Source organism: uncultured Mesonia sp., assembly GCA_947499595.1.
Lineage (GTDB): Bacteria > Bacteroidota > Bacteroidia > Flavobacteriales > Flavobacteriaceae > Mesonia > Mesonia sediminis.
In genome coordinates, this window is sequence record CANMOY010000009.1 from 45,036 (window position 1) to 60,722 (window position 15,687).

The following is a 15,687-nucleotide window of genomic DNA, read 5'->3' on the forward strand; positions in this document are numbered from 1 at the left end:
AAACAATGGCACAAAGAGATTTAAAATTTACAAGAAATATAGGAATTGCAGCGCATATTGATGCGGGTAAAACAACTACCACAGAGCGTATTTTGTTTTACACTGGTGTAAATCATAAAATAGGTGAAACACACGAAGGTGCTGCAACTATGGACTGGATGGAGCAGGAGCAGGAGCGTGGTATTACCATTACTTCTGCGGCAACGCACTGTACCTGGAACTATAGAGATCAAGAATACGTAGTAAATATTATCGATACGCCAGGTCACGTTGATTTTACCGTTGAAGTGGAGCGTTCATTGCGTATCTTAGATGGTGTTGTGGCTTTATTTAGTGCAGTTGATGGTGTTGAGCCGCAGTCTGAAACCGTATGGAGACAAGCGGATAAATATCGTGTACCGCGTCTAGGTTTTGTGAACAAAATGGATAGACAAGGTGCAGACTTTTTTAATGTTTGTAATCAGGTGCGTGAAATGTTAGGAGGTAACCCTGTTCCTTTGCAAGTGCCAATCGGTGATGAAATTGATTTTAAAGGAGTGGTTGATCTTATTTCTAAAAAAGCAATTATTTGGGATGAGGATAACTTCGGTATGACTTATAAGGAAATCGAAATTCCTGCTGAATTAGTTGAAGATGTAGATAAGTATAGAGCTCAGCTTGTTGAAGCTGTTGCTGAATATGACGAAGAGTTAATGGAGAAGTTCTTTGAAGACGAAAACTCTATTACTGAAGATGAGATTATTGCAGCTTTAAGAGCAGCTACAATTGACATGTCTATTATACCAATGATGTGTGGTTCAGCTTTTAAAAATAAAGGAGTTCAGGCTATGCTTGATTCGGTAATGCGTTATTTGCCGTCACCGGTAGATATCGATGCTATCGAAGGGACTAATCCGCAAACTGGAGATGCAGAAGTGCGTAAGCCAAATGTAGAATCTCCTTTTTCTGCTTTAGCATTTAAGATTGCAACCGATCCTTTCGTAGGTCGTTTGGCATTCTTTAGAACTTATTCAGGAGCATTGGATGCTGGTTCTTACGTATTAAACAATCGTTCTGGTAAAAAAGAGCGTATTTCAAGAATGTATCAGATGCACGCCAATAAGCAAGAGCCTATCGATCGTATCGAAGCTGGTGATATTGGGGCTGCAGTAGGTTTTAAAGATATTAAAACCGGCGATACCCTTACCGATATGGATAATCCAATCGTGCTTGAATCAATGACTTTCCCTGCGCCAGTTATTGGTATTGCGGTAGAGCCAAAGACAAAAGCTGATGTTGATAAAATGGGTATGGCTTTGGCTAAATTAGCTGAAGAAGATCCAACTTTCCAGGTAAAAACTGACGAAGCTTCAGGGCAAACTATTATTTCGGGTATGGGAGAGTTGCATATCGAAATTTTAGTAGATCGTTTAAAAAGAGAATTTAAAGTAGAGGTTAACGAAGGTGAGCCGCAAGTAGAGTATAAAGAGGCTGTTACACAAACTGCTGAGCACAGAGAAGTTTATAAAAAGCAGTCTGGTGGTCGTGGTAAGTTCGCAGATATCGTATTTGAAATGGGGCCTGTTGATGAAGATTTCGAAGGTACTGGTCTTCAGTTCGTAGACGAAATTAAAGGGGGTAGAATTCCAAAAGAATTTATTCCTTCGGTTCAAAAAGGTTTTGAAGAAGCGATGAAAAACGGACCCTTGGCAGGGTTCCAAATGGATACTTTAAAGGTTACTTTAAAAGACGGATCATTTCACCCTGTTGATTCTGATCAATTATCGTTCGAATTGGCGGCTAAATTAGGATATAAAGCGGCAGCTAAAAAAGCAGGTGCTATTATCCTTGAGCCAATTATGAAAAACGAAGTGGTTACTCCAGAAGAAAATATGGGAGATATCGTAGGTGACTTAAACAGAAGAAGAGGTCAAGTTAATAATATGTCTGATAGATCTGGTGCAAAAGTTATTAAAGCTGAAGTGCCATTGGCAGAAATGTTTGGTTATGTAACTACACTAAGAACCTTATCTTCAGGTAGAGCTACCTCTACAATGGAATTTTCTCACTATGCTGAAACTCCTTCAAATATCTCAGAAGAAGTAATCAAAGCAGCAAAAGGAGCTAACGACTAATATCAAGGAAACATGAGTCAGAAAATTAGAATAAAATTAAAATCTTACGATTATAACTTGGTAGATAAATCTGCTGAGAAAATTGTAAAAACAGTTAAAACTACAGGGGCTGTGGTAACGGGGCCGATACCTTTACCTACGCATAAAAAAATATTTACTGTGTTGCGTTCGCCACACGTAAATAAAAAAGCGCGTGAGCAGTTCGAGTTGAGTTCTTATAAAAGATTATTAGATATATATAGCTCATCTTCTAAAACAATTGATGCTCTTATGAAATTAGAGCTTCCAAGTGGAGTAGAGGTAGAGATTAAAGTTTAATGATTTACCAAGCTATTACTTGATTACAAGTGATAGTAACATGTCCTGAGCTGCGAGCGAGGGAAAAACGGAAGAATATAGTCTAGGGGTTAGATATATTTTTCTAGCCCCTAAATTTTTTTAATATAAATGTTTAATAATAAATAATAATTATGTCTGGGTTAATAGGAAAGAAAATAGGCATGACCAGCATTTTTGACGAAAACGGAAAAAATATTCCGTGTACCGTTATTCAAGCAGGACCATGTGTAGTTACCCAAGTCAGAACCATCGAGGTTGACGGGTATGAAGCTCTTCAACTTGGTTTCGATGACAAATCAGACAAAGCTACTACAAAAGCGGCTGCAGGTCACTTTAAGAAAGCAGGTACTGGTGCAAAACGTAAAGTTGTCGAGTTCCAAGGATTTGAAGAAGATTACAAATTAGGTGATCAAATTACTGTAGAGCACTTTACAGAAGGAGAATTTGTTGATGTAGCAGGAACTTCTAAAGGTAAAGGTTTTCAAGGGGTTGTAAAGCGTCACGGTTTTGGTGGTGTTGGACAACAAACGCACGGTCAACATAACCGTTTAAGAGCTCCAGGATCGATTGGTGCGGCTTCTTACCCTGCGCGTGTTTTTAAAGGAATGCGTATGGCAGGTCAAATGGGAGGCGAAAGAGTGAAAGTAGAAAATCTTAAAGTGTTAAAAGTGGTAGCAGAAAAAAATCTGCTAGTAGTTAAAGGATGTGTTCCTGGCCACAAAAACGCTTACGTAACTATTCAGAAATAATGAAAGTAGCAGTTTTAGATAAACAAGGTAAAGAAACAGGTAGAGAGGCAAACCTTTCTGATGCTGTTTTTGGAATTGAGCCTAACGAGCACGCTGTTTACTTAGATGTTAAGCAGTACTTGGCAAATCAAAGACAAGGTACACATAAGGCTAAAGAAAGAGCCGAAATTGTAGGAAGTACTCGTAAGATTAAGAAGCAAAAAGGAACAGGTACGGCCCGTGCGGGTAGTATTAAGTCGCCAATCTTTAGAGGGGGTGGCCGTATATTTGGACCTAGACCAAGAAATTATGGTTTTAAATTGAATAAAAACCTTAAGCGTTTGGCTAGAAGATCGGTTCTTTCTCAAAAGGCAAAATCTAACAACTTAATGGTTGTTGAGGATTTTAATTTTGATAAACCAAAAACTAAGGATTTTTTAAGCTTTTTAGCTAATTTAGGCTTAAATGATAAAAAATCATTGATAGTATTGGGTGAAACAAATAAAAATGTATATTTGTCATCACGTAATTTAAAAACCTCAGAAGTTGTAACTGCCTCAGAAATAAGCACTTACAAATTAATGCACGCAAATAAAGTTGTGTTGACTGAGGAGTCGTTAGAAGAAATTGAAAAGAATTTGAGTAAATAAGCGTTATGAGTATCTTAATAAAACCTATTATTACAGAAAAAGCAACTAATGATAGCGAATTGAATAATCGCTTTGCTTTTGTGGTGAATAAAAAGGCGAACAAGATTGAAATAAAAGACGCAGTAGAGTCTGCTTATGGCGTTTCAGTTGAAAAAGTTCGCACAATGATTGTCCGTCCAGATCGAAAAACTCGTTATACTAAAACGGGTGTCGTGACTGGTAAAACAAATGCTTATAAAAAGGCAATTGTACAGGTGGCAGACGGAGAGACAATAGATTTATATACTAATCTTTAAGAATTAAAGGATGTCGGTTAGAAAATTAAAACCAATCACTCCTGGTCAGCGTTTTAGAGTAGTTAATGGGTATGACGCCATAACTACTGATAAGCCGGAGAAAAGTTTACTTGCTCCGAGAAAAAGAACAGGAGGTAGAAACAGTCAAGGAAAAATGACCATGCGTTATAGAGGTGGTGGTCATAAGAAACGTTATCGTATTATCGATTTCAAACGTAACAAAGCAGGGATTCCTGCTACTGTTGCTTCAATCGAGTATGATCCGAACAGAACTGCGTTCATCGCGTTACTGAACTATCAAGATGGTGAAAAACGCTATGTTATTGCTCAAAACGGTTTACAGGTAGGTCAGAACTTGGTTTCTGGTAACGATGTAGCAACTGAAATTGGAAACGCTATGCCTTTGAAGGAAATTCCTTTGGGTACGGTGATTTCTTGTATTGAGTTAAGACCTGGTCAAGGTGCTGTAATGGCGCGTAGTGCTGGTGCTTTTGCTCAATTAATCGCTAGAGAAGGAAAGTATGCAACGGTAAAATTACCTTCAGGAGAAATAAGATTGATCTTGAGTGAGTGTATGGCTACTATTGGTGCTGTTTCAAATAGTGATCATCAATTATTGGTATCTGGTAAAGCAGGTAGAAAACGTTGGTTAGGTAGAAGACCTAGAACGAGACCGGTAGTAATGAACCCAGTTGATCACCCAATGGGTGGAGGTGAAGGTAGAGCTTCAGGAGGTCATCCAAGATCTAGAAAAGGTATACCGGCCAAGGGTTATAGAACTCGTTCTAAAACCAAAGCGAGTAATAAGTTTATTGTAGAACGTAGAAAGAAATAATAAGATATGGCACGTTCATTAAAAAAAGGACCTTACGTTCACTATAAGTTAGAGAAAAAGGTAGCGCAAAATGTAGAGTCTGGAAAAAAGACTGTTATCAAAACGTGGTCAAGAGCTTCGATGATAACTCCAGATTTTGTAGGCCAGACTATAGGGGTGCATAACGGTAGACAGTTTGTACCAGTTTATGTGACAGAGAATATGGTGGGTCATAAATTAGGAGAATTTTCACCAACTCGTTCTTATAGAGGGCACGGAGGTTCTAAAAATAAAGGTAAAAAATAATTGAAGCTATGGGAGTTCGTAAAAAAGAAAGAGCAGAGCAAATTAAAGAAGCTAAGAAACAAGTAGCTTTCGCAAAGCTAAATAACTGCCCTACTTCGCCAAGAAAAATGCGTTTAGTAGCAGATTTAGTACGTGGTGAAGGTGTAGAAAAGGCGCTTCAAATATTAAAGTTTAACACAAAAGAAGCATCTATTCGTTTAGAAAAACTTTTGTTGTCTGCGATAGCAAACTGGCAAGCCAAGAATGAAGAGGCGAGTCTAGAAGATGCAGAACTTTATATTAAAGAAATTAGAGTTGACGGTGGTAGTATGTTGAAAAGATTAAGACCAGCACCTCAAGGAAGAGCACATAGAATAAGAAAGAGATCAAATCATGTAACTATGATTTTAGGATCTAAAAATAATACACAAAGCTAAGAAGTAGTATGGGACAAAAAACAAATCCAATCGGGAATAGACTTGGTATCATCAGAGGATGGGAATCTAACTGGTACGGAGGAGACAACTACGGCGATAAATTAGCTGAAGACGATAAGATTAGAAAATACATCCATGCTCGTCTTTCTAAAGCTAGTGTATCTAGAGTGATTATTGAGCGTACGCTTAAACTTGTAACCGTTACTATCACTACGGCCAGACCAGGTATCATTATTGGTAAAGGAGGTCAAGAGGTAGACAAGTTAAAAGAAGAGCTTAAGAAAATTACTGGAAAAGAAGTTCAGGTTAATATTTTTGAGATTAAAAGACCAGAACTAGATGCTCATTTAGTGGCGGCGAGTATTGCAAGACAAATTGAAAATAGAATTTCTTACCGTCGTGCAATTAAAATGGCTATTGCGGCTGCAATGCGTATGAATGCTGAAGGTATTAAAGTGCAAATTTCGGGTCGTTTAAACGGAGCTGAAATGGCGCGTAGTGAAGCCTATAAAGAGGGTAGAATACCTTTATCAACCTTTAGAGCCGATATTGATTATGCTTTAGTTGAGGCCCACACTACCTATGGTAGATTAGGGGTTAAAGTATGGATCATGAAAGGTGAAGTATACGGAAAAAGAGAACTATCTCCACTTGTTGGAATGTCTAAAAAGCAAGGAGGTAAATCTGGATCTGGACGAGGTGGTAACAAATCACGTCGTAGAAAGTAATTTTTTAAATTAAGAGAAATGTTACAGCCTAAAAGAACGAAATATAGAAAGCAGCAAAAAGGTCGTATGAAAGGAAATGCCGGTAGAGGGCACAGACTTTCAAACGGTACTTTTGGAATCAAATCATTAGATTCTAGCTTCGTGACTGCGCGTCAAATTGAAGCTGCGCGTATTGCAGCAACAAGATACTTGAAAAGAGAAGGGTCTATTTGGATTAAAATTTTCCCAGATAAGCCAATTACCAAGAAACCATTAGAAGTACGTATGGGTAAAGGTAAGGGTAATGTAGAGTATTGGGCAGCTGTTGTGAAGCCAGGAAGAATCTTATTTGAAATAGGAGGTGTTCCTCAGGAGTCAGCCAAAGAGGCCTTGCGTTTAGCGGCTCAAAAACTGCCTGTAAGAACTAAGTTTATTGTTGCAAGGGATTATCAAGAATAATTTTTGAGTTATGAAACAATCAGAAGTAAAAGAATTATCTGTAGCTGAATTGCAAGAGCAATTGGCTATACAAGAACAATCGTACAGAGATTTAAAAATGGCTCATGCGATCACGCCTTTAGATAACCCGGCGCAAATAAGAAACGTGAGAAGAAGTATTGCACGTATAGCAACAGAAATCACAAAAAGAGAATTACAATAATTCTGCTGAGTAATGGAAAAAAGAAATTTAAGAAAAGAACGTATAGGTGTTGTTACTAGTAACAAAATGCAGAAATCTATTGTGGTTTCTGAAGTGAAAAAAATGAAACACCCTATGTATGGAAAATTCGTATTAAAAACGAAGAAGTACGTAGCGCACGATGAAAAAAATGACTGCAACGAAGGAGATACGGTTAGGATTATGGAAACTAAACCTATGAGTAAATCTAAATGTTGGAGATTAGTAGAAATCATAGAAAGAGCTAAGTAATTATGGTACAACAAGAATCTAGATTAAAAGTAGCAGACAATACTGGAGCCAAAGAGGTTTTGACTATCCGTGTATTGGGAGGTACCAAGAAGCGTTATGCTTCTGTTGGAGACAAAATTGTGGTAAGTGTGAAAGAATCTACTCCTAACGGAAGCGTTAAAAAAGGAGCCGTTTCTACCGCAGTAGTGGTGCGTACCAAAAAAGAAGTTCGTAGAGCAGATGGTTCATACATCCGCTTTGATGATAATGCTTGTGTGTTGTTAAATCCAACTGGTGAAATGCGAGGAACTCGCGTATTTGGCCCAGTTGCGAGAGAACTACGCGATAAGCAATTTATGAAAATTGTATCATTAGCGCCAGAGGTGCTTTAATACAGAAAAAATGACAAAGCTTAAAATAAAATCAGGAGATACCGTACGCGTAATTGCTGGAGATCATAAGGGTCAAGAAGGTAAAGTGCAAAAGGTATTGGTTGACAAACAGAAGGCCATTGTGGAAGGAATCAATTTGGTTTCTAAACACCAGAAGCCTAGTGCTTCTAATCCACAAGGTGGGATTCAAAAGAAAGAAGCTCCTATTCATATTTCAAATTTATCTCTTATCGATAAAAATGGAGAAACTACACGTGTAGGTTTTAAAATGGAGGGAGAAAAGAAAGTGAGATTTTCTAAAAAATCTAATGAACTAATTTAGTTATGAGCTACGTACCAAGACTTAAACAAGAGTATAAAGACAAGGTCATTTCTGCTCTTACGGAAGAATTTAGTTACGAAAATAAAATGGAAGTGCCTAAGCTTACTAAAATTGTAGTAAGTAGAGGTGTAGGAGCAGCTGTGGCTGATAAAAAATTAATTGATCACGCCGTTGATGAATTAACTACAATCACAGGTCAAAAAGCTGTTGCAACCATTTCAAAGAAAGATGTTGCCTCTTTTAAATTACGAAAAGGTATGCCTATTGGTGCCAAAGTTACTTTAAGAGGTGAGCGTATGTATGAATTTTTAGATCGATTAATCACCGCTTCTTTACCAAGAGTGCGTGATTTTAACGGAATTAAAGCCACTGGTTTTGACGGTAGAGGTAATTATAACTTAGGAATTACTGAGCAAATTATTTTTCCTGAAATAAATATCGATACAGTGAACAAAATATCAGGTATGGATATTACATTTGTAACCACGGCAAAAACCGATAAAGAAGCGAAGTCTTTATTGACAGAACTAGGTTTACCATTTAAAAAGAAATAACATGGCTAAAGAATCAATGAAAGCCCGCGAGGTGAAGAGACAAAAATTGGTAGATAAATATGCTGAAAAGAGAAAAGCTTTGAAAGAAGCTGGTGATTATGAAGCATTGCAAAAATTACCTAAAAACGCCTCTCCAGTTCGCTTACATAATAGATGTAAATTAACCGGAAGACCTAAAGGTTACATGAGACAATTTGGAATTTCTCGTGTAATGTTTAGAGAAATGGCCAACAAAGGTTTGATACCTGGTGTAAAGAAAGCCAGTTGGTAATATTGTTTAACTGATTGAAGGTTCTATAAAAAAGAAGAAAACCACAATCAAAATATTTGTAAAATGAATACAGATCCTATTGCAGATTATTTGACAAGAATTAGAAACGCTATGGCGGCAAATCACCGTGTAGTTGAAATTCCTGCTTCTAATCTAAAAAAACAAATAACAAAGATTTTATTCGATCAAGGGTATATCTTAAGTTATAAGTTTGAAGATACTACCGCTCAAGGAAGTATCAAAATCGCGCTTAAGTATGACAAGGATACTAAAGAGAGTGTAATTAAAAAATTACAACGAATTAGTAAGCCTGGTCTGCGTAAATATGCAGGGGCGAACGAGATTCCACGAATCCTTAACGGATTAGGAATTGCTATTGTTTCTACTTCAAAAGGAGTTATGACAGGTAAGCAAGCCCAAAGAGAGAAAGTAGGTGGTGAATTACTTTGCTACGTTTACTAATTTTTAAAAGACAAAAGTTATGTCAAGAATAGGAAACAGTCCAGTTTCGATACCAGAAGGAGTAACTGTAACCCTAGATGAGGGGTTGATTACTGTAAAAGGTAAGTTAGGAGAGTTAACTCAAGAATTCTCGGATATCGAAATAAAAATAGAAGATAACCAAGTTATTTTAGAGCGTTCTTCAGATAAAAAGAACTTTAAGGGTAAACATGGTTTGTATAGAGCTTTAATCCAAAATATGGTTGAAGGTGTATCAAACGGTTTTACTAAAGAATTAGAATTAGTGGGGGTGGGTTACCGTGCCTCTAACCAGGGGCAGGTTTTAGACTTAGCCTTGGGATTCTCGCATAATATTGTTTTAGAATTGGCGCCAGAGGTTAAAGTTGAGGCAATTTCTGAAAAAGGAAAAAATCCAATCGTTAAACTAACTTCTCATGATAAGCAACTTGTAGGTCAAGTGGCTGCAAAAATTCGATCATTCCGTAAGCCAGAGCCTTACAAAGGAAAAGGAATTAAATTTGTAGGAGAACAATTAAGAAGAAAAGCAGGTAAATCAGCTTAAAAGATTGTAATTATGGCATTTTCAAAAGAAAAAAGAAGAGAAAAAATCAGAAGAAGAATACGCAAAAATTTAGCTGGTAATGCTTCTCGTCCTAGATTATCTGTGTACAGAAGTAATAAAGAAATTTATGCACAGTTGGTCAATGATGTAGACGGAGTAACCCTAGCAGCGGCATCTTCTCGAGATAAAGAAATTACCTCAAAGGGAACTAAAATTGAAGTTGCTCAAGAGGTAGGAAAATTAATTGCAGAACGTGCAAAGAATGCTGGTGTAGAATTAGTAACCTTTGATCGAGGGGGCTATTTATATCACGGTAGAGTTAAATCATTAGCAGACGGTGCTCGAGAAGGAGGACTAAAATTCTAAAATAATATGTATCAAGATTATAAAAACGTAGAACTTGTAAAGCCAAGTGGTTTAGATTTAAAAGACCGCTTAGTAGGTGTACAACGTGTTACAAAAGTTACTAAAGGTGGTAGAGCTTTTGGATTCTCTGCAATCGTAGTTGTTGGAGATGAAAATGGTGTAGTAGGTCACGGTTTAGGTAAATCTAAAGAAGTTGCAGAAGCTATTGCAAAAGCTGTAGAAGATGCAAAGAAGAATTTAGTTAGAATTCCTTTATATAAAGGAACCGTTCCTCACGAGCAAAAGGGTAAATATAGCGGTGCGCGAGTACTTATTTTACCTGCAGCTCCTGGTACAGGGGTGATTGCAGGTGGTGCTGTAAGAGCAGTACTTGAAGCAGTTGGCGTGCATGATGTATTGTCTAAATCGCAAGGTTCTTCAAACCCACACAATGTTGTTAAAGCCACATTTGATGCTTTATTGCAGTTAAGAAGTGCAGAAACAATTGCCAAGCAAAGAGGAATCTCATTAGATAAAGTTTTTAACGGATAATACAGGAAGTCATGGCAAAAATTAAAGTTACCAAAGTACGTAGTGCTATTAACCGAACCAAGAATCAAAAATTAACATTGGAGGCTTTAGGGTTGAAAAAGATCGGACAAAGCGTTGAGCATAACGACACCCCTAACATTCTTGGAATGATAAATAAAGTAAAACATTTAGTTTCTGTTGAGGAAGCAAAATAATTGAACACGATGGAATTAAATAATTTAAAACCTGCAAAAGGTTCAGTTCGTAAGAATAACAAACGAGTAGGACGAGGTGAAGGTTCTGGTAAAGGAGGAACTGCAACTCGTGGGCACAAAGGTGCTAAATCTCGTTCTGGTTATTCTAAGAAAATCGGATTTGAAGGTGGTCAGATGCCACTTCAAAGAAGAGTCCCGAAATTTGGATTTACTAATCGTAATCGTGTGGCTTATCAAGGTATTAACTTAGATACGTTACAGCGATTGGTTGACGAAGGAAAGATTAAAGAAGAGGTAACGGTTGAAACTCTAGTTGAAAACCGATTGGCCAATAAAAGAGATTTAATCAAAATATTAGGAAGAGGTGAGTTGAAAGCAAGTTTGAAAATAACTGCACATAAATTCACAGCGACTGCAAAAGAAGCTATCGAAGCTGCTGGAGGAGAAGCAACAACCTTATAATAGAGAAACAATGAAATTTTTTGAAACTATAAAAAACATCTGGAAAATTGAAGAGCTCAAAAACCGAATTTTGGTTACCCTTGGGCTTTTACTTGTTTATCGTTTTGGAGCACAAGTTGTTCTTCCAGGAATAGATGCCTCCCAACTAACAGATCTAGCAAACCAAACCGATGGAGGTTTGCTGGGTTTACTTAATGCCTTTACAGGTGGGGCATTTTCAAATGCATCTATTTTTGCATTAGGAATTATGCCTTATATATCTGCATCGATTGTAGTACAATTGATGGGGATTGCCGTTCCTTATTTGCAAAAACTGCAAAAGGAAGGCGAAAGTGGACGTAAGAAGATTAATCAAATTACCCGTTGGCTTACTATTGCTATTACTTTAGTGCAGGGCCCAGGGTACATTTATAACCTTTATGCAACACTACCAGATAGTGCATTTTTGTTAGGAGACTCTTTTACCTTTATAGTTTCATCGGTTATTATTTTAACAACAGGATGTATTTTTGCAATGTGGTTAGGTGAGCGAATTACCGATAAAGGTATTGGTAACGGAATCTCCTTATTAATTATGGTGGGAATCATTGCTACACTTCCACAATCATTTTTGCAAGAAATACAATCGCGTGTTGCCGAAAGTAATGGTGGTTTGATTATGATCTTAATCGAATTAGCTATTTGGTTTGCGATTATTTTTGCATCGGTAATGTTGGTAATGGCCGTTCGTCAAATTCCTGTGCAGTATGCACGTAGAAATGCTACAGGTGGCTATGAGAAAAATATTTTTGGAGGTGCTAGACAGTTTATACCCCTAAAGTTAAACGCTTCTGGAGTAATGCCTATCATTTTTGCACAAGCTATTATGTTTATACCTGCAGCTGTTGCTGGACTTTCAGATTCAGAAACAGCGCAAGGTATAACCTCGGCTTTTCAAAATATCTTTGGCTTCTGGTATAACTTAGTTTTTGCTTTATTGATTATTGTATTTACATACTTTTATACCGCAATTACAGTGCCTACCAATAAAATGGCTGATGATCTTAAGAGAAGCGGTGGGTTTATCCCTGGGATTCGTCCTGGAACCGAAACTGCCGAGTATTTAGATCGTATAATGTCGCAAATCACCCTTCCTGGTTCTGTGTTTTTGGCCTTAATTGCCATTTTCCCTGCCATTGTAGTTAGCTTTGGTGTACAGCAAGGTTGGGCATTATTTTTTGGTGGTACCTCTTTATTGATTATGGTAGGGGTGGCTATTGATACTATACAGCAAGTAAATTCATATTTGTTGAATAGACATTATGATGGCTTAATGAAATCAGGTAAAAACAGAAAAGCAATAGCTTAATTATGGCAAAACAACCAGCAATAGAACAAGACGGAACAATTGTAGAGGCATTGTCTAATGCAATGTTTCGTGTAGAGCTAGAAAATGGACACATTGTTACGGCACACATCTCAGGTAAAATGCGTATGCATTATATAAAATTATTGCCTGGAGATAAGGTAAAATTAGAAATGAGTCCTTACGATCTAACTAAGGCTCGAATAACATATAGATACTAAAAATCTAAAATTATGGTTTTTGAAAAAAAATTAGTACTTTTGCGTGCTGAAAAATTAGAAGCCATATAAAAGGACAAAAACTAAGTAAGATGAAAGTAAGAGCATCCGTAAAGAAAAGAAGCGCCGACTGCAAAATTGTACGCAGAAAAGGTAGACTTTATGTAATTAACAAAAAGAATCCTAGATTTAAACAAAGACAAGGCTAATTATGGCAAGAATAGCAGGTGTTGATATACCAAAACAAAAGCGAGGAGTTATAGCGTTAACCTATATCTTCGGAATAGGCAAAAGTAGGGCTCAAAAGATCCTTAAAAATGCCCAAGTAGATGAAAGTACTAAAGTTACTGACTGGTCTGATGATGAGATTGGTAGAATTCGTCAGGAAGTAGGTAAGTATACAATCGAAGGAGAGCTTCGTTCTGAAGTTCAGTTAAACATTAAGCGTTTGATGGATATCGGTTGTTACCGTGGAATTAGACATAGAGTTGGCTTGCCATTAAGAGGACAGCGCACTAAGAATAATTCTAGAACCAGAAAAGGAAAGAGAAAAACAGTTGCTAATAAGAAAAAAGTAACTAAATAATAAGTAAACATGGCAAAAGCAAAATCTAAGTCAACCTCAAAAAAACGTAAAGTTGTAGTTGAGTCTTTTGGAGAGGCACATGTTACGGCTTCATTTAACAATATTATTGTTTCATTGTGTAACAAGAATGGTGATGTTATTTCTTGGTCGTCTGCCGGTAAAATGGGCTTTAGAGGAAGTAAGAAAAATACTCCTTATGCTGCACAAATGGCCGCTGAAGATGCTAGTAAAGTGGCACACGAAGCAGGTTTGCGTAAGGTGAAGGTATATGTTAAGGGTCCTGGAAACGGAAGAGAATCTGCAATACGTTCTATCCATAACTCAGGGGTTGAAGTAACCGAGATAATCGATGTTACACCAATACCACATAATGGGTGTCGTCCTCCTAAAAGAAGAAGAGTTTAATAAAAGTATTAATTAAAAAAAACAGTAAGGTTATCGAAGGATTAAACTTTAGACCTTAATTCATAACCTGTTTTTTATAAATCAAATTTAATGGCAAGATATACTGGTCCTAAAACGAAAATAGCACGTAAATTTGGAGAGGCTATTTTTGGAGATGATAAATCTTTTGAAAAAAGAAACTATCCTCCAGGTCAACACGGAAATAATAGACGCCGTGGAAAAAAATCTGAGTATGCAATCCAGTTAATGGAAAAGCAAAAAGCGAAGTATACTTATGGTATCTTAGAGCGTCAATTCAGAAATATGTTTAAGAAAGCAACAAGTGCACCGGGAATTACTGGTGAAGTTTTGTTGCAATACTGCGAGTCTAGATTAGATAACGTTGTTTACAGAATGGGAATCTCGCCTTCTAGAAGCGGCGCTAGACAATTAGTTTCTCATAGACATATTACCGTAAATGGTAATATCGTAAACATTCCTTCTTACCAATTAAAAGCTGGAGATGTAGTAGGGGTAAGAGAAAAATCAAAATCATTAACGGCTATTGTACAATCTCTAGATAATGCAAATGCTGTTTATGAGTGGATTTCTTGGAATGCAGAGCAAAAGCAAGGAACTTTTGTATCTGTTCCATCAAGAATCCAAATACCAGAAAACATCAACGAGCAATTAATCGTCGAGTTATATTCTAAATAATTAATAGACAGAACTCATAATATGGCAATACTAAATTTTCAAAAGCCCGATAAAGTTATCATGATAGACTCTACTGAGTTTGAGGGGAAATTCGAATTTCGACCGCTCGAACCAGGTTATGGTCTTACCGTGGGTAACGCTTTAAGAAGAGTGCTGTTATCTTCTCTCGAAGGTTTTGCAATTACTTCTGTGCGTATTGAGGGAGTAGATCACGAATTCTCTACCATTGCAGGAGTAGTTGAAGATGTAACAGAGATTATTTTAAACTTAAAGCAAGTTAGGTTTAAAAGACAAATCGAAGATATCGATAACGAAACAGTCACTATTTCTCTAAGTGGAAAAGAACAACTTAAGGCAGGTGACTTTCAAAAATTCATCTCAGGTTTTCAAGTGCTAAACCCAGATTTAGTCATTTGTAATATGGAGAAGAATGTAAGCCTGAATATTGAGCTTACCATTGATAAAGGAAGAGGTTATGTGCCCGCCGAAGAAAATAAAAAAAGTAATGCAGCTTTAGGTACTATCTTTACGGATTCTATTTACACACCTATAAAAAATGTAAAATATAGTATTGAAAACTATCGTGTTGAACAAAAAACAGATTATGAAAAACTGGTTTTTGAAATCGTAACCGATGGTTCAATACACCCTAAGGATGCGCTTACCGAAGCGGCTAAAATCTTAATTCATCACTTTATGTTGTTCTCTGATGAGAGAATTACGCTCGAGGCGGATGAGATTGCGCAAACTGAAACTTATGATGAAGAATCATTGCATATGCGCCAATTGCTTAAAACCAAATTGGTTGATTTAGATTTATCAGTGCGTGCCCTAAACTGTTTAAAAGCGGCAGAGGTAGATACCTTAGGAGATTTGGTAACCTATAATAAAAACGATCTAATGAAGTTCCGTAACTTTGGTAAAAAGTCTTTAACAGAGTTAGAAGAATTGGTAAGTGTGAAAGGACTTACTTTTGGGATGGATCTTTCAAAATATAAATTAGATAAAGACTAAAATAGAAAGTATAGTTCAGCTATATTT

At 36.9% G+C, this 15,687-nt stretch carries 29 protein-coding genes; all 29 read left to right on the forward strand.

Translation table 11 applies throughout. The annotated features are described in order from the left end of the window. Positions 1-5 precede the first annotated feature (5 nt). Positions 6-2,114, forward strand: a complete 2,109-nt coding sequence (gene fusA / locus ACH2AZ_RS10395) for an elongation factor G (RefSeq protein ID WP_394907797.1) — start codon at positions 6-8, stop codon at positions 2,112-2,114. 12 nt (positions 2,115-2,126) lie between these two features. After that, complete coding sequence (rpsJ, locus tag ACH2AZ_RS10400) at positions 2,127-2,432, forward strand: 30S ribosomal protein S10 (protein ID WP_147860670.1); 306 nt, start codon at positions 2,127-2,129, stop codon at positions 2,430-2,432. 152 nt (positions 2,433-2,584) lie between these two features. Then, on the forward strand, positions 2,585-3,202 hold the full coding sequence (gene rplC, locus ACH2AZ_RS10405) for a 50S ribosomal protein L3 (RefSeq protein WP_147860669.1): 618 nt from the start codon (positions 2,585-2,587) through the stop codon (positions 3,200-3,202). Next, a complete protein-coding gene (gene rplD, locus ACH2AZ_RS10410; RefSeq protein ID WP_394907798.1) occupies positions 3,202-3,831 on the forward strand; it encodes a 50S ribosomal protein L4 in 630 nt (209 codons plus the stop codon). The genes rplC and rplD overlap by 1 nt, the downstream gene beginning before the upstream one ends. A 5-nt stretch (positions 3,832-3,836) precedes the next feature. Continuing rightward, positions 3,837-4,127 (forward strand): 50S ribosomal protein L23, encoded by a 291-nt coding sequence (rplW, locus tag ACH2AZ_RS10415; protein ID WP_147860667.1) that lies wholly within the window; start codon positions 3,837-3,839, stop codon positions 4,125-4,127. A gap of 10 nt (positions 4,128-4,137) precedes the next feature. Then, the gene (gene rplB, locus ACH2AZ_RS10420) at positions 4,138-4,962 is read left to right on the forward strand and encodes a 50S ribosomal protein L2 (protein WP_394907799.1); all 825 of its coding nucleotides are present in this window, start codon (positions 4,138-4,140) and stop codon (positions 4,960-4,962) included. A 6-nt stretch (positions 4,963-4,968) separates the two neighbouring features. Continuing rightward, the gene (rpsS, locus tag ACH2AZ_RS10425) at positions 4,969-5,247 is read left to right on the forward strand and encodes a 30S ribosomal protein S19 (RefSeq protein WP_147860665.1); all 279 of its coding nucleotides are present in this window, start codon (positions 4,969-4,971) and stop codon (positions 5,245-5,247) included. An 8-nt stretch (positions 5,248-5,255) separates the two neighbouring features. After that, positions 5,256-5,663 (forward strand): 50S ribosomal protein L22, encoded by a 408-nt coding sequence (gene rplV / locus ACH2AZ_RS10430; RefSeq protein WP_147860664.1) that lies wholly within the window; start codon positions 5,256-5,258, stop codon positions 5,661-5,663. 8 nt (positions 5,664-5,671) lie between these two features. Beyond that, the gene (rpsC, locus tag ACH2AZ_RS10435; RefSeq protein ID WP_147860663.1) at positions 5,672-6,391 is read left to right on the forward strand and encodes a 30S ribosomal protein S3; all 720 of its coding nucleotides are present in this window, start codon (positions 5,672-5,674) and stop codon (positions 6,389-6,391) included. Positions 6,392-6,409: 18 nt separating this feature from the next. After that, a complete protein-coding gene (gene rplP, locus ACH2AZ_RS10440; RefSeq protein WP_147860662.1) occupies positions 6,410-6,829 on the forward strand; it encodes a 50S ribosomal protein L16 in 420 nt (139 codons plus the stop codon). Between the two features lie 10 nt (positions 6,830-6,839). Further along, complete coding sequence (rpmC, locus tag ACH2AZ_RS10445) at positions 6,840-7,031, forward strand: 50S ribosomal protein L29 (protein ID WP_147860661.1); 192 nt, start codon at positions 6,840-6,842, stop codon at positions 7,029-7,031. Positions 7,032-7,043: 12 nt separating this feature from the next. Next, the gene (gene rpsQ / locus ACH2AZ_RS10450) at positions 7,044-7,301 is read left to right on the forward strand and encodes a 30S ribosomal protein S17 (RefSeq protein WP_147860660.1); all 258 of its coding nucleotides are present in this window, start codon (positions 7,044-7,046) and stop codon (positions 7,299-7,301) included. A 2-nt stretch (positions 7,302-7,303) separates the two neighbouring features. Next, on the forward strand, positions 7,304-7,672 hold the full coding sequence (rplN, locus tag ACH2AZ_RS10455; RefSeq protein ID WP_147860659.1) for a 50S ribosomal protein L14: 369 nt from the start codon (positions 7,304-7,306) through the stop codon (positions 7,670-7,672). A gap of 10 nt (positions 7,673-7,682) precedes the next feature. Further along, a complete protein-coding gene (gene rplX, locus ACH2AZ_RS10460; RefSeq protein WP_379043440.1) occupies positions 7,683-7,994 on the forward strand; it encodes a 50S ribosomal protein L24 in 312 nt (103 codons plus the stop codon). Positions 7,995-7,996: 2 nt separating this feature from the next. Then, the gene (gene rplE, locus ACH2AZ_RS10465; RefSeq protein WP_147860657.1) at positions 7,997-8,548 is read left to right on the forward strand and encodes a 50S ribosomal protein L5; all 552 of its coding nucleotides are present in this window, start codon (positions 7,997-7,999) and stop codon (positions 8,546-8,548) included. A gap of 1 nt (position 8,549) precedes the next feature. After that, positions 8,550-8,819: a 30S ribosomal protein S14 gene (gene rpsN, locus ACH2AZ_RS10470; protein WP_147860656.1), complete on the forward strand. Its 270-nt coding sequence runs from the start codon at positions 8,550-8,552 to the stop codon at positions 8,817-8,819. 63 nt (positions 8,820-8,882) lie between these two features. Next, positions 8,883-9,281 carry a 30S ribosomal protein S8 gene (rpsH, locus tag ACH2AZ_RS10475; RefSeq protein WP_147860655.1) on the forward strand — a complete coding sequence of 133 codons (399 nt, stop codon included), beginning with the start codon at positions 8,883-8,885 and terminating at the stop codon, positions 9,279-9,281. 19 nt (positions 9,282-9,300) lie between these two features. Continuing rightward, complete coding sequence (gene rplF, locus ACH2AZ_RS10480) at positions 9,301-9,843, forward strand: 50S ribosomal protein L6 (RefSeq protein WP_147860654.1); 543 nt, start codon at positions 9,301-9,303, stop codon at positions 9,841-9,843. 12 nt (positions 9,844-9,855) lie between these two features. Continuing rightward, entirely contained in the window at positions 9,856-10,209 is a 354-nt protein-coding gene (gene rplR / locus ACH2AZ_RS10485; RefSeq protein WP_147860653.1) for a 50S ribosomal protein L18, read from the forward strand. Between the two features lie 6 nt (positions 10,210-10,215). After that, a complete protein-coding gene (gene rpsE, locus ACH2AZ_RS10490) occupies positions 10,216-10,740 on the forward strand; it encodes a 30S ribosomal protein S5 (RefSeq protein WP_379043431.1) in 525 nt (174 codons plus the stop codon). 11 nt (positions 10,741-10,751) lie between these two features. Continuing rightward, positions 10,752-10,934: a 50S ribosomal protein L30 gene (gene rpmD, locus ACH2AZ_RS10495; RefSeq protein ID WP_147860651.1), complete on the forward strand. Its 183-nt coding sequence runs from the start codon at positions 10,752-10,754 to the stop codon at positions 10,932-10,934. 9 nt (positions 10,935-10,943) lie between these two features. Further along, the gene (gene rplO, locus ACH2AZ_RS10500; protein ID WP_394907835.1) at positions 10,944-11,396 is read left to right on the forward strand and encodes a 50S ribosomal protein L15; all 453 of its coding nucleotides are present in this window, start codon (positions 10,944-10,946) and stop codon (positions 11,394-11,396) included. A 10-nt stretch (positions 11,397-11,406) separates the two neighbouring features. Next, positions 11,407-12,744 (forward strand): preprotein translocase subunit SecY, encoded by a 1,338-nt coding sequence (gene secY / locus ACH2AZ_RS10505; RefSeq protein WP_147860649.1) that lies wholly within the window; start codon positions 11,407-11,409, stop codon positions 12,742-12,744. A 2-nt stretch (positions 12,745-12,746) separates the two neighbouring features. Beyond that, a complete protein-coding gene (gene infA, locus ACH2AZ_RS10510; RefSeq protein WP_034259287.1) occupies positions 12,747-12,962 on the forward strand; it encodes a translation initiation factor IF-1 in 216 nt (71 codons plus the stop codon). Between the two features lie 89 nt (positions 12,963-13,051). Next, a complete protein-coding gene (gene ykgO / locus ACH2AZ_RS10515; protein WP_013305171.1) occupies positions 13,052-13,168 on the forward strand; it encodes a type B 50S ribosomal protein L36 in 117 nt (38 codons plus the stop codon). A 2-nt stretch (positions 13,169-13,170) separates the two neighbouring features. Then, positions 13,171-13,545: a 30S ribosomal protein S13 gene (rpsM, locus tag ACH2AZ_RS10520; protein WP_394907800.1), complete on the forward strand. Its 375-nt coding sequence runs from the start codon at positions 13,171-13,173 to the stop codon at positions 13,543-13,545. Positions 13,546-13,554: 9 nt separating this feature from the next. After that, positions 13,555-13,950, forward strand: coding sequence for a 30S ribosomal protein S11 (gene rpsK / locus ACH2AZ_RS10525; RefSeq protein ID WP_147860647.1), 396 nt, complete (start codon positions 13,555-13,557; stop codon positions 13,948-13,950). A 90-nt stretch (positions 13,951-14,040) separates the two neighbouring features. Continuing rightward, on the forward strand, positions 14,041-14,646 hold the full coding sequence (gene rpsD / locus ACH2AZ_RS10530; RefSeq protein WP_147860646.1) for a 30S ribosomal protein S4: 606 nt from the start codon (positions 14,041-14,043) through the stop codon (positions 14,644-14,646). A 21-nt stretch (positions 14,647-14,667) separates the two neighbouring features. After that, a complete protein-coding gene (locus ACH2AZ_RS10535) occupies positions 14,668-15,660 on the forward strand; it encodes a DNA-directed RNA polymerase subunit alpha (protein WP_379043419.1) in 993 nt (330 codons plus the stop codon). The last annotated feature ends 27 nt before the right edge of the window (positions 15,661-15,687 follow it).